The 14,145-nt window shown below is 39.5% G+C and carries 10 protein-coding genes; all 10 read right to left on the bottom strand.

Annotation, left to right across the window (positions count from 1 at the left end; translation table 11 throughout):
• Positions 1-252 precede the first annotated feature (252 nt).
• Complete coding sequence (locus tag GJB62_RS27600) at positions 253-1,245, bottom strand: glycosyltransferase family 2 protein (protein WP_114082307.1); 993 nt, start codon at positions 1,243-1,245, stop codon at positions 253-255.
• Between the two features lie 59 nt (positions 1,246-1,304).
• Positions 1,305-2,507 (bottom strand): glycosyltransferase family 4 protein, encoded by a 1,203-nt coding sequence (locus tag GJB62_RS27595; RefSeq protein ID WP_181852848.1) that lies wholly within the window; start codon positions 2,505-2,507, stop codon positions 1,305-1,307.
• A 70-nt stretch (positions 2,508-2,577) separates the two neighbouring features.
• Positions 2,578-3,417, bottom strand: coding sequence for a hypothetical protein (locus GJB62_RS27590; RefSeq protein ID WP_114082308.1), 840 nt, complete (start codon positions 3,415-3,417; stop codon positions 2,578-2,580).
• Positions 3,418-3,506: 89 nt separating this feature from the next.
• Complete coding sequence (gene hepA, locus GJB62_RS27585; RefSeq protein ID WP_114082309.1) at positions 3,507-5,348, bottom strand: heterocyst formation ABC transporter subunit HepA; 1,842 nt, start codon at positions 5,346-5,348, stop codon at positions 3,507-3,509.
• Between the two features lie 114 nt (positions 5,349-5,462).
• Complete coding sequence (gene hepC, locus GJB62_RS27580) at positions 5,463-6,185, bottom strand: heterocyst development glycosyltransferase HepC (protein ID WP_114082310.1); 723 nt, start codon at positions 6,183-6,185, stop codon at positions 5,463-5,465.
• 638 nt (positions 6,186-6,823) lie between these two features.
• Entirely contained in the window at positions 6,824-9,052 is a 2,229-nt protein-coding gene (locus tag GJB62_RS27575; RefSeq protein WP_114082311.1) for a polysaccharide biosynthesis tyrosine autokinase, read from the bottom strand.
• Between the two features lie 125 nt (positions 9,053-9,177).
• Complete coding sequence (locus GJB62_RS27570; protein ID WP_114082312.1) at positions 9,178-10,278, bottom strand: glycosyltransferase; 1,101 nt, start codon at positions 10,276-10,278, stop codon at positions 9,178-9,180.
• A 300-nt stretch (positions 10,279-10,578) separates the two neighbouring features.
• The gene (locus GJB62_RS27565; RefSeq protein ID WP_114082313.1) at positions 10,579-11,892 is read right to left on the bottom strand and encodes a Gfo/Idh/MocA family oxidoreductase; all 1,314 of its coding nucleotides are present in this window, start codon (positions 11,890-11,892) and stop codon (positions 10,579-10,581) included.
• 109 nt (positions 11,893-12,001) lie between these two features.
• Complete coding sequence (locus GJB62_RS27560; protein WP_114082314.1) at positions 12,002-13,246, bottom strand: glycosyltransferase; 1,245 nt, start codon at positions 13,244-13,246, stop codon at positions 12,002-12,004.
• 184 nt (positions 13,247-13,430) lie between these two features.
• Positions 13,431-13,985, bottom strand: a complete 555-nt coding sequence (rfbC, locus tag GJB62_RS27555) for a dTDP-4-dehydrorhamnose 3,5-epimerase (RefSeq protein WP_114082315.1) — start codon at positions 13,983-13,985, stop codon at positions 13,431-13,433.
• Between the last annotated feature and the right edge of the window lie 160 nt (positions 13,986-14,145).

Raw genomic sequence — 14,145 nt, 5'->3', positions numbered from 1 at the left:
ATAAAAAGTTGAAAATAATCCAATACAATTCAGTTAAGCATTTCTTTATTCTCTCAGTGTCCTCTGCGTCTCTGTGGTTCGTAAAAAATGACTTTGACAAAGAGTTTTAGCCTTAACTTAACCGTATTGTCAAATAATTTTCTTTTCTTACTTCGTGTTCTTTGCGCCTTTGCGGTTCGTTAAAAAATAGCATTTACACAAACAAAAATTTTCAGATAAGGGCAATTCATGAATTGCCCCTACAAAACCCTACTATTTCGACAACTCTATTAATTTATTTGCCAAAAATTGCGGAGTAAAGCTAAGACTTAGCGCTACTAAAGTTCGCGCATTAAATTTTTGTTTAGTCAGCGCCTGCCAAAAATAAGGACGTGCTACTGCTATCTGTTTACTTCGCAGCAAACCAATACCCAAAGTTGTATTAGCCTCTAACCATTTCTGTTGAAAGTGCGTTCTAAATTTCTGTAACCGAGCATCTTCCATAAAGACTTGATAACAGAACATTTCGCTTTTAGCTTTGCGGATTTTTGCCTGCACATCTCGACTACCACTGAGCATAGTATCAGTTTGCTCATGAGCGCGATATCGCGTCAGTCTTTCTGGATAGTAGTAAGCGCCATAACCCGATATACAACACAGGTAAGTTAAATATAAATCCCACATTCCGCCAACTTCTGGAGGAATACTATCCCAATCAACCAGATTATTGCGAATCAAACAAGATGCAGCAGTAGGGATACTTTTATCTACCAATCCAACTTTATAGAAAGGTTGATAAATTCCTTCTTTGAGTTGATCTCGCTGATAACCGCGTGTATTTTTTTCAGTCCCAGCATTATCAATTATGCCATTTGCATCTATGATATATTGGTCACAAAAAGCGAGAATTAACTCAGGATTTGCTTCGAGAACTGGTACAAGCTTTGCTAGAAAGTCTTCATTCCATATATCATCATCATGAAGACTAGCAACATATTTACCTCGTGCCATCTTGAACCCATGCTGCTGATTAGCAAGCATACCTACATTTTGTTGATGTCGCCAAAATCTGATGCGTGAGTCACCAAAAGATGCCACAAGTGCTTGAGGATTTTCTGGACTGCAATTATCTGAAACAATAATTTCGATATTTTGATAAGTCTGTTTAATAGCACTAGCGATCGCTTGCTTGAGATAGTCTGGTCGGTTATAGGTAGGGATAATAACGCTGACTAAAGGCTGTTGGCATTCTTGAGATAATGACATATTTTTTTCCTTTATATTTAATAGATAGATAAAAGATGCACCTTTGGAGCAAACTAAGCTTATTTCACTTGAGAAATACTATATAATTTTTTCGTTCTCGAAGGGAAGTCAGCTATTGTTTTTTCATAAATTGTTCGCAGATTATTTACATGAGCAGCCATTGTAAATTCTTTCATCAACAAAGCATGACCTTGTTCGCCCATCTGCCGACTTTTTTGATAATCTTCATCCAAATAATGAATAGCATCAACTAGCTTTTTGATATCATTACCTGGAACAAGAATACCTGTTTCTCCATCTCGTAAATGTTCTGGAATCCCTCCCACTGCACTACCAATTACAGGTCGATAATTAGAGTATGCTTCTAGTGTTACAAGACCGGCAGGTTCAGGCCAGACACTAGGAAAGATGACTGCAAAACACTGTTGATAAAGTTGATTGATCTTGTCAGCATCGCACCAACCATGCCAAGTGATCCGATTACTTAATCCGAGTGTGTTTGCTAACTTTTCTAACCGGGGCCGTTCCCAACCTTCTCCTGCAATATCAAGTTGAATTTGCGGATTTGTATGTATTAAGGTTTTAAGCAGCCATTCCAGACCTTTATCAGAAACAATGCGGCCAACAAATAAAATTCTATGATTTTGATGAACTTCTAAGCTCAGGGGAGCGGTCTTTATTTGCGGTACAGAGATACCACAGTGTAGCGTTACAGTTTGCTCAGAAGGTACACCGTTTTTAATCAACTCTTGACGCACGTATTCGCTATTAGCGACAAAAGTAATTTTTACCTTTTTTAAGGTATCTAATAACTGATGAGTAATTTGAAGTTCTTTAAGAGTTCTTAACGGTCTACGGCTACCACATTTATCTACTAACTTACCCCAAGTACAACCTAAGTAAGAAAAGTTGCGATCGCAGATTGTCCGTTGCCCTGCTAAATACTTTGTGCCACTAGGACAGTACAATGAGTGATTATGAACACTAAAGACAGTGGGACATTCGCCTGTAAGCTGCAATAGTAAATCTGGGCTGTGGATGTGCAGCAGCTTGAATTGGCTTTGGTCAACTCCCTTGAGCGATTTTATCACGCGATCGCTAACTTCAGGTGGTCGATGTTCAAACAGAGAAGCTAAATAAGTTTCAACACCTCCGCCCTCACCTACATCAAAATTGGAGCATTGATAAATCAGGTCTTCTTCAAAAAGCCCTCTATGCAAGTGTTTATTATCTTGTTTGGCTTCATTGATTGAGTTAAGCATTAATCACCATCTGTCTTTACGTTACTATTAATTACATTCCTCATATCAATAGAGGCTTATCTTCATCAACTTATATGCCAACATTAAACCAAAGCTTGTGTCTAACATCACTCACATAATGTCTGAGAGCAATGTTTTTACTTGCAGATTTATCTGGATAAATAAACTGATCTTCTACATTGAGAACATATTTATTTGAGCATAGAGGTTTACCATGATTGTGGTGCATGGTCAAATGTACAATTGTTTGCTCAGTAAAATAACTAGGAATTTCTTGAAGATTTGCTAAACGTTCGATAGCAAAACTCCAGTCAAATTCATGCCTAAATAATATAAATCCACCATTTACAGGATTCAATTTTTCAGACTCATCATAAATAATTCGCTCGTCAAGCGACATCGAACAATCAGGTAGATAAAGAGAGTATTTTTCGTCCGACTTACTCAAATCAATTAAGTCAATCCCGCCAGGAAAAAATAAAATATCCGAATCAGTGTAAATCGTAGTACCATTAACAGGAATCGACATCAATGCCGACAACTTTCTGCCCATTGGATGCAGTTGGGCATAATCAAGAACACATTGAGGTAAATCTGTTCTCAGGAAGTTTTGTAAAAGTATTACCTGAACGCAGGGATGGATACGGCGGAGTAAATTACAACTAGAATTAGTATAACTACCATCGGAAACTACAGTAAATGTCTCTGGAATGCCGACATGACGAATGAATGAGCGAATACTTGCCACTTGTTCTGGTAGATCGCGTTCGCATGATAAGGCATAGATACTTACCGGAACTTGCCGAGTTTGCTTTATCGGGATGTTTACAATCTGAGAAATGGCTGCTTTATATAGAGAACGATTAAATTTACCCTGAATTTTAGCAGTGTGGTAGCCTATATTTACCATTTATTTTTCCTTGTTAAAATTATCAATAACTGAGTAGAGAAATGAATTCGTAATTTACTAAATATAAATTACGAATTATGAACTACGAATTACGAATTATAGTATTGCATCTGGTGATATTCCCACAGCTTGCCTTGGCGTGCGAGTAATTCTTGATACTTACCTTGTTCTACTATCCGCCCTGCTTCTAGTACTACGACTTTATCTGCTTTCGCAATAGTAGAAAGACGGTGAGCGATCGCAATTACTGTTCTACCCACAGATAGCTTTTCTAATGAATCTTGAATTAAGCGCTCTGATACAGAATCTAAGGCGCTAGTTGCTTCATCCAAAATCAAAATTTCTGGGTTCCGTAATAGTGCCCGTGCGATCGCAATTCGCTGTCTTTGTCCTCCAGATAATCTAACACCCCGATCTCCCAATTGGGTATTAAAACCTTCGGGCATTTCTAAAATAAATTCCAGCGCATTTGCTAATTTAGCAGCTTCTTGAATTTGCTCATTAGTGGCTTGTGGAGTCCCATAAGCAATATTTTGCCAAACATCAGTATTGAAAATAAATGTATCTTGACTGACGACAGCTATTTGACGACGTAGAGAGTTAATTTCAAACAGTCTTATATCAACTTCATCGAGATAAACATTTCCCTCTGTAGCATTATAAAAGCGAGGGATTAAATCAGCTAGAGTTGTTTTACCAGCACCAGAGGCTCCAACTAGTGCAGTCATTTTACCCTTCTCAATGGTTAGGGTAATGTTATGTAGCACTATGTTTTGGTCATCGTAACCGAAATCTACAGATACTAAATTTATTGCCCTTTCTAAAGCTTTAAATTCAAGCTTTCCATTCTTAAAATAATATTTATCCTCACTTTTTAACAGATTTTTAATATTGTCTGCTGAACCGTGTAAGGTACTGAGAAATGCCCGCGTGCCATTAATATCTTGAACAAACGGGACAAAGCGAAATAGTACAAAGAAAAATGTTAACAAAGAAGCGACTTGTAGCGTTCCATTACTAACCAGGCTAGTGAATGCCAAAACAATCATTCCCACCAACACCGTAGTAGCTGCTCCTTCGGCAATTGGTTTGACAAGTGTCCAAGTGAATACAACTTTAGTTGTAGAACTCACCACCTTATCGCTAGCTTTATAGTAACGCTGGCGTTCAAATTCTTGAGTACCACAAGAATGGACAGTGCGAATACCATTAATAAATTCTATGGCTGTTGATGTAAAGTTAGCATTAGCAGTTGTCATGCCAAAACTGGATTCTCTAACTCTGGCATTCAGATTAGATAACCCTACACCTAACAGTGTAAATAGTAATGCTGAAATTACAGTTAGTTGCCATGATATCAAAAACATTGAGATTAAGTAGACAAGAGTTGTTATGCCTCTAGTTACTAAAAAGGCTGCACCACTGAAACCCTGTCTAATTCTTTCTATTTCTGTGGTTATTGTGTTAATTAGTTCACCAGAACGAGTTTTGGCAAAGTAACTTAACGATAAGGATTGTAATTGTTCAAAAATTTGCTTGCGTAAGCGATCGCCAAAATGCAGTTGGGATAGTTCAGTATAAACTAGTCCAAAATAATTGAAGGCAACACGTAACCAAGTACTTAATAATATCAGTGAAGATATGCGGTATAGGCGGTTAATTGATGATGACTTAGATCCTAAAATTAAAGTATCAAACCATTCTATTCCTGTTTGGACAGGTTGAGCATTTGGGCTAGTTAAGCTTTGCAAGAAGGAGAGTAAAAAACCAATACTTACTCCTTCAAAAGTTGCTGCTAAAATCGAGAATGTTAGAGCTAAAATTACTATTTTGCGAAAGTGTTTAAATTCTCGCAAGATTAAATAATTGTCTTGCCAAAACCTGGAAGCTTTGAGCAGACTACGGAATTTTTGAGGAAGTTGAGAATTCATCGATTTTATAATAATAGTTTGGCAAGGTAGAGAGACCGCTATAGATGCAATGTAAGTAATTTTTGTGTTAGCCTCAGTGCGGTAGATGAAATCATCAATTACCGCACAGATGAATTACAGTGTTTGGCTATCTAGATGTAACAGGTGAGATGCCTCTACTTCCCAGGAAGCTTTAATGTCTGGTAGTTTATTTAGCTGTACTGCATCTTCCAAAGTCCAGCAATGAGATCCACCACCAGTCAAACTCATGTCACCCCGCAGCACGTTAAATAACTGTGGGAGATTGTTGAGATTGTATTTACCTATCCAACGCCCTAGCGGTGTGATGTTGGGCGTGCAAAACTTCATTGCTTGAAAGAGTTTACCCCGTTCTCCAACACGCCATTCACGACAAAAAAGCGATCCTGGTGAGTAAACCTGCATTAATGCCATCAATCCCAGCATGACTGGACTTACTAATACCAGCAATACTAAAGCAGCAATCCAATCAATTAATCGCTGCAATTGTCTCCAGGGTTGATTAGAAGGTTTATTGCCAGCAGGTATGCTTAGGAATATTGGTTTTTGAGCTTCTTGACACGCATCTGCCCAAAACTTCAGCAAAGTCTCACCCAGCTTTGGATCTATGCTTACCAAACTTACTGGAGAATGTTGTAAGCATTCTACTAGCGATCGCTTACTATCTAATGCAGGCAGATATGGTTGTTTCACTTGTCCAGGCTGCTTCACCAACAACTGACCCCGCCGCCACAGGAGTGTGCAGTACCCACGATTATCTTGGTGTTCCTGGGTTACATCATATAAATTCTCTAGAGATGGAATTATTGAAGCTGTCATAATGTCTTTGGGTTTATACAGGAGTGAATTACTGAGGCGTTATCAAAGGCTATCAATGCCAAAGACCCAAATCCGAATCTTGTTGTAAGTCCAAAAAGTTGGAGATAATTGAGGGCAAAAATATGTTATTGCTATTTGCCACTCAGTCAAGCACATATTGTCCAGGATTATGCTGGTGTAGAGGTTTACAAATCAACGTTACTATCAATATTCATGGGCAATCGGTATTTTCCGGTAACTACTGAAAGTAGAAATATGTAGAGGGAAATTACCCATAAATCCATATCTACGTTTAATTGTACTGAGGTGTTTATTGTGTCGATATATTTAACAAAACCAGTCCACTCTTGTCTTCTAGCCTTTCTGAAGGTGCTTTAATCTCTAGAATATAAGACTATCTAGAAATAGCGATCGCTCAAATAAATTCTTTATTTACTCTTTAAAGAGCCAGTAATTTCTCTGAAAACCCATAAAGATCGCATAAATATACGAAAATTTTCCTGATAGCAATAAAATTAAATTTTGTTCATTAAAAAGTAGGGCATCACAGATGTGCTACCCTACCATGTGTTGTAATTAAACTAATTAGATCCCCGACTTCTCTAAGAAGTCGGGGATCTAACATCTCGCGGTACTAGCTACTTTTCCACAGCTTGGCGTAGAGCCAATTGCTGTTGTTTGATATAAGGTACGTAATTACTGCTAGAGTTTGATACTCCGTTAGCTACAACCCCAATCAGGTTTAACTTACTTAGCATTGCTGTAGCCTGAGTCAACTGGCTTCGTGTCACAATACCAATGCTTGCCACCATGACCACGCTACGACAAGATGATGCAGTAAGCATGGCATCCACCAAACCAAGAACTGGGGGAGCATCTATGAGTACCAAATCATAGTTTTCCTCAAAAGCTGCCATCAATTGCATCATGCGAGGAGAACTCAACAGATTAGCTGGGTCAGCAGGTTTAGGCCCAGCAGTCAAAATATCGATGTAGGCGGAACCTGCGTATTGAAGACTAATCTGGCTGGGTAGACTTGCATCACTCGCCAATAGAGTTGAAAGCCCCTGTTCATTAGGAAGATTCAGTTGGTGGTGCAGGCTGGGATCGCGTAAGTTGGCATCAATTAGTAATACCCTTTTGTGTAAACGGGCAGCACTCATCGCTAAACCTAACGCCAAAGCTGACTTACCCTCATCTGGTAAAGCTGAGGTAATCATCAAAGATTTTAAGTTAGCAACAGTATTTAAAAGTTCAATGTTTTTGTAAATTAGATCCAGCGATTCCCAACGTGGTGGAGATTGCAGTACCTGAATTGTCCAAGGGGCAAGAACTTCTGGCTTACCAAAGGGCAATTTAATCATTGATTCTCTGGGTTTAGCTGGCGGTAACTTGGGGGTTGTTCCCAACAAAGGTAGAGCCATTTGCTTCTCTAACTCAGCAGTGGTATGAACTGCATCATCAGCCGAATCTCGAATAAAGGCAGCAATACCTCCTAACATCAACCCAACCACAGCACCTAACAGCAAGTTCTGTTGAAGATTGGGGCCTAATTGTGCGCCTTTTTGAGGATCTTCTACCACTTCCCAATTAAAACCACCCTTGGAAAGTTCTTGCCGCAATTGCTGTTCTGCTCTTAAAAGCTGCTCTAACCTTTCACGACTAAATTGCAACTGCGGTAGCATCCGATTGTAATAAGCCAAAAGAGGCGGGAAACGTTTGATTTCCAAACGTAGCTCGTTTTCTTTCTGAGCTAAACTTTGATCGCGGGCAGTTAAAGCAACTATAGTTGTCTGCGTTTCTACTAACTGACCAGCAAGGCTAAGATCAATTTGCCCAAGTTGTCCTTTTTCAAGAAGAGAGTCTCCAGATGTGAATGCACTAGCAGACTTTTCGCCTAAAGTTCTTCCTACTTCTTGTTGCAATAATTCTTTTTGACCTTGAAGCTGTTCTTTGAGCTTTTGCACACTCGGAGTCTGATCTGTAAAGCGTAAGCGTTCTTGTGCTAGTGCCAATTCGCTTTTTTGGATTTCGTTCAGTAAGCCTTGATAGCGAGTAGACTGACTCAGGCGAGAAGCAACTAGAGCATTTTGAGGAGAACGGTTAAGTTGTTCTTCCAAAGATTTTTGGCGTGCTAAGGCTTCGCCATACTGAGCGCGAGTTGTCTGTCTTTCTTGAGCGATATTATTTAAAGCTGTCTCAATCGCTTTGGCCTGTGACTCTGGATCAATTAAGTTCTGATTTCTGCGAAACCTTTGTAAATTAGTTTCAGATGCGTTTACTTCTTCACTAGCTTTACTTAACTGTTCCCTAATAATTTGCAGACCTTTTTGTAACCGCGAAGTCTGCTGTTGTTTGTTATATTCCAGATAAACTTGTCGAATTGCGCCCAGAACTTTTTGTGTCTTTTCTGGATCTCCAGCAGTGTATTCGACTTGAAAGATTTTTGTAGCGACATTATCCTCTTTACTTCTCAATTGAGTTAAGACTAAAGAAGCTTTAATTTCACCTGTACTGATATCTGGATAATCAGACTGAAGTTTATCAACTGCTTTTTGGATAAGTCCAGAACTCTGCATCAAGTTAAGCTGAGTTGCTGTATCTATGACAATATTAGAGTCAGTAAACTGGCTATCTACCCCTGCTCCTTCTTTCTTACCTTGATAGTTAGATTCTACTAGCAGTTGCATTGAACTTTTATAAGTTGGTTTAGTTTTTAAAGTTACGATGCCTGCTATAGCAATAGAACTAATTAATACTGCTAAAAACCAAGGAAATCTTCGCACAAATACGGCAAATAATTGTCCGTAACTTGGTTCAGTTTCAGAGGCTGGATTTATTTGAGGATTTAGGCTAGTTTGAACCACTTTTATTATCCTTGTCTTCAAGACTTACGCTAAGAGATACCCCGAAGACTACCTATTTTTCACAACCCGCCGAGAAGGAGAGAGAAATTAAATAGGTAATCTTATAGTGTCAAGAAATTCCGAAATCAAATGAATATTTGATGTCCGCCACAAGCTTGGTTAATAATTTGCTCAACTTTCCCAAAGAAGGCATTTTCTGAGAAGTTTGCTACTGCATGATTACGGATGCGATCGTAATCCCAAGAGATGCCATTGGCTTCTTGTAATGCAATTTGTAGAGATTCGGGTGTTTGTCTTTTGAAAAAGACTCCTGTTTCACCTGGTATTTGAGTATCTAGTACTCCACCAGCACCATAAGCGATAACTGGTGTGCCGCTAGCATTTGCCTCTACTGGAACTAACCCGTAATCTTCTAAGGCTGCGACAATAATAGACTTGGCTTTGGAAAACAAGTCTTTGCGGGTTCTATCACTTACGTGTCCCAAGAACACAATATTTTTTAATGCTTTAGATTTTAACCGTTCTAGTTCTGGCCCGTCACCTGATATTAATAAGTGCCATCCTAGCCAGTTAAAAGCTTCGACTATTATATCAAGGCGTTTATAGCTAATCATCCGGGCTGAAGCCAGATAATATTCATCTTTTATATCTGAAAAAACAAATTTACTAGTATCAATTGGATAGTTTACCATCATTGCCTTTTTGCCATAAATATTTTCAATACGGCGGGCAACAACACTAGAATTAGCAATGTAAAGGTCAGGTTCCTGTGCATATTTCAGGTCTACCTTTCTCATTACTTGAAATACTTGTTCAATTAAAGGTGCAAAATATCTATAGTCTCCGTATTCTCTTAAATAGGTTGCTGTATCCCATAAGAAACGGGTGACGTTATGGCAAAAGCAAATGTGGTGGGCGTTGGGGTTTTTTCGTACTGCTTTGGCAAAACTGGTGCTACTGCTAATAATTAGATCGTAGTCTTGCAGATCCAAGGAGCGAAAGGCAGGAAAATATAGAGGAGCCATTGACCTGAAATACTTTGCTGCACCAGGGATTTTTTGTAAGAAGGTTGTGTTGACGATGCGATCGCCTAGATCAATAGTTTTTTGAGGATCGTACAGAGATGTGAAAATGTCTGCTTCAGGATAACGCTTACAAAGCAGTTCAAATACACGCTCTGCCCCACCTCGCTGGGTTAAATAATCATGGACTAGAGCAATTTTCATGAATTTGACCTAAAGTTTCGATCGGGTTTGTTTCAAGGCTCCCCAGCAAGTTATTATCAACAACTTTAGTGTCCCGCAGTATAGCTTCTTATCCTCTTTACGAAATTCTGGCGACAAATATGTTGGTAGGGGCTTCGGAGATCCCCCCAACCCCCCTTAAAAAGGGGGGCTTTTTCTGATTCTTTCACCCCCTTTTTAAGGGGGTCGCCGCAGGCGGGGGGATCTTATCCGTTATAAGGGGCGTACAGCTGTACACCCCTACAGCCAATTTATTTGTCGCAAATATTTTTGGAATCGATATTACCCAACTGCTACCAAGATTTTTTCTGGGGCGAAATAATTGTTTTGCTCAGTTCTTAGTTGGTCGCAGAGTCTGCCTTCAGGTAATTCTACATCCTCATAAGTGAGAACTTGATCCTTATTAATATCCCGTTTCAGGCGACATCCTTCAGCTAAACCAATTGGTAGGAGATTTTGCTGTTGGACGATATTGGAATTCTCACATTGTCCGTAGGTCATGTAGTAACCGATGCCATCTAGGGTTTCTCCAGCTTTCAGGTCGATTTTGGCGGTGGTGACAACATCTACTAACGGGCCTGCTAGCGGAGACATAACGGCATCACCGAAGAGGACAGCACGCGCTACAGACAAGGGAACTTCAAAATGACAGAGGTGATAAGGAGTATAGAAGCTGTAAAGTGGGCCTTCGCCTAATTTGTATAAGTTGAGATAGTGGCGTTGCTTGGGGTCGTCGTGAGTGGCAAATACATATACGCCTGGGCCTGGTTTTGCTCCAACTACATAATCGACAATACCACCCAGTTCTTTGAGTTGTTCAACATCATATAAATGGGTCATTTCCTCGACATAACCGTTGAAGTCATATCCCAACATTCCCCGTTTGGCGACTTTCATCCCTGTGGCATTGGCAACGATCGCTTGCTCAAAGGAAATTTTGGTTCCGTCAGCGAAGCTAGCCACCATGTGGGGCTTTTGACCCCAACGTTTAGCAAATCCTTCCTGGGTGGTGGGATTGCGATAGGGGTCTTGGAGTCCTTTAATGTTACCGCACAATAAGGGAGTTAAACCAATGCTTTTTACAAAGCGGTAGAGGTTCATTTGCACCCCTGGCTGATCGCCATCACAGGCGCTGAGAATCACACCTGCTTTGTCAGCATAGACTTTGAGGATTGGGCCAATGGTGCCGTCGAGTTCGGCATTCATCATGATCACATGCTTGCAATGAGCGATCGCTTCCATTACGATGTGAGCGCCAAATTCCACTGCACCTGTGACTTCGATTATGGCCTCGATGCCCTCAGCCCGACACAGTAACTTAGCGTCTTCTGTGACTGCATACTTACCGTTTGCGATCGCATCTTCTAATTCGCTGACAGTTGCAACAACTTGAATATCTTCAATTCCTGCTTCCGAATAAGCTTGTTTAGCTGCATCAATCTTGCGATTGGAGATAGCAACTAACTCCATTCCTGGCACTGAATTGACAATTTGGTTGGCAATTCCTCGACCCATAAAACCAGCACCGATCATTCCCACTTTGATAGGATTTCCTGCTGCTGCACGGGCTTGTAAGGCGCGATCGATAATAATCATGAACTAAACTCCTTTTTGGAACTGTTGGTTGTGATACAAATTCTCTATAAACTTGCACTTAATGATTTTTTACAGATAAATATTAAGTACATTTTCATCGGAATTAAAATTAGCGATTGCTAGTAACTGGTTGTTTGCTAGATGATGTGGAAGCAGTATGTTTTTTCTGGCTGTGATTTTCGATAATTTGCTCCACAACATTTCTGTAAACTTGGGCAAACTTTTCTTTGGTATGATTTGCTCTTGCATATTCCCAAGCCTTCAGAGACATCATCTGTAAGTTTTCAACAGGCAAATTGGAAATACTTCTAACTTTGTCTTTAATTTCTTCAAGGGAAAGGTTATCAAAAATCACACCAAAATCATGAACATCAACACCAGATTCGTAGCTTAAAATGGGAATTAGCCCAGCTTGTAAGCAACTAATTACCGCTCCTGACTGTCCTTCAGAAACAGAAGGATAAACCAGCCCTAAACAGTTATTTGTAACCTCTATAAAGTCAGGGCTACTAACATCAATCCACCCATAAGTGTGAATATTAGGTGTTTCGTACAGTTCTTTATAGAAAGCTTGCTCAAATTCTTTGTCATTACTTACCGGCCCACAAACTGTTAAATGGTATTCCGGCATTTGGGCAAAGGCATCTAAAACTAAATCTAATCCTTTAAGGACTAAAGCACTACCACCAAACCACAAAAAACGCTTTCTTACTGCTTCAAAATCTTTCTTGTCAGGATAGGGATAAACGACAGGTGAAGAAATTGGGATACGATACATCGGTTTGTTGGCATACTTGAATGTATCAGTTGTGAAATCGTTACCCAACACAATAGCACAATCGGCATACTCAATTCCCAAGTTAGGAACCTCAAATCTCTGTGGTTTTAAGGTTACACCTTTGCGCTGTTGTACTTCTAAAAGCCTGTTGCATTCGGCTGCATTGCGAAACACCATATTTGCAATGTCAACATGGAAAATTTTGATGCAATCTTTATTGAGTTTTGGTGCAAGTGCTTCCATCCGATGACGGATATCAATGAAAAATGCGTAGTGCTTTTGCGGAACGAATTTATCATTGTGGAACTGGATAACATCAACGTTATAGCCCAAGTCTAAAAAAGTTTGGGCTATTTGCCAAACTTCCCAGTACCAAGTATGGTCATTAGGCATTGGCTGACCAGGTTTTAAGAGGAATGGCTCAATCCGATAAGAAAGAAGTACATTCCCCTTAGAAGGTTGTTTTGGCTTTAGAGAAACAACCTGTAATGTTTTCGCGTAATTAATTCGAGCTTGAACTTTTTTGGAAACAAAAGATATAGTATTAGCGATACGAGATAGAATCTTATTTGACATTTATTTCTACCTAATTTCATTAACTTAATATCTTAAACTTTAATTAGTAATTGATAGTTGTATTTACACCAATTCTAATTTCTTTCTTTCTTTACTTTGCGCTCTTTGCGTCCTTCTCTAACGAGACGCTGCGCGAATGCGGTTCGTTAAAAATAATTTCACGAACCATTTAATACCCCTAATTTTATCTAGAAGTACCACCAACAGTCATCATTCTCAACAAAGGCCAACTCAAATCTTTCTCAGAGATTTCAGTCACATCTAGAGGCCAATCAATGGCAAAGAATGGGTCATCATAGCGTAAACCTCTCTCATACCCTGGCGTGTAAAATTCACCAACTTGATATACCACTTCAGTTTCATCAGTCAGTGCTTGATAGCCGTGAGCAAACATTTCTGGAACATACAAAGCGCGGCGGTTTTCTGGTGTTAGTTCAACCCCAATGTGTGATAAAAAGCTAGGAGATTCAGGACGCATATCAATAATTACGTCATAAATAGCGCCTTTAGTACAGCGAATTAATTTTGTTTCTGCTGCTGGCAGAATTTGATAGTGCATTCCCCGGATAGTGCCTTTTTTGTAGTTAAAAGACAGGTTGCATTGGGCAACTGTTGGCTTTAATCCGTGGGCTTCAAATTCTTGAGCGCAGAAAGACCGAGCAAAAAAACCACGGTGGTCTGGCTTTTCTTCTAAGTCAATAATGAATGCGTCTTTGAGTTCGGTTGCGGTGAAAATCATTATGTTTCCTTTGAGATGAATGTTGTTGCTAACTGCTTAACGAACCACAGAGACGCAGAGGGCACGGAGATATGAGAGTTTGAGAGATATTTTGTATCAATTTTAAACCTACAAATTTGATTTTTATAGCATTTTTGAACTGACACATAAACTCTTATTT

Source organism: Nostoc sp. ATCC 53789 (assembly GCF_009873495.1).
Taxonomy (GTDB): Bacteria; Cyanobacteriota; Cyanobacteriia; order Cyanobacteriales; family Nostocaceae; genus Nostoc; species Nostoc muscorum_A.
Note: the sequence above shows the minus strand (reverse complement) of the source record. Positions and strands in the feature narration are given on the sequence as shown.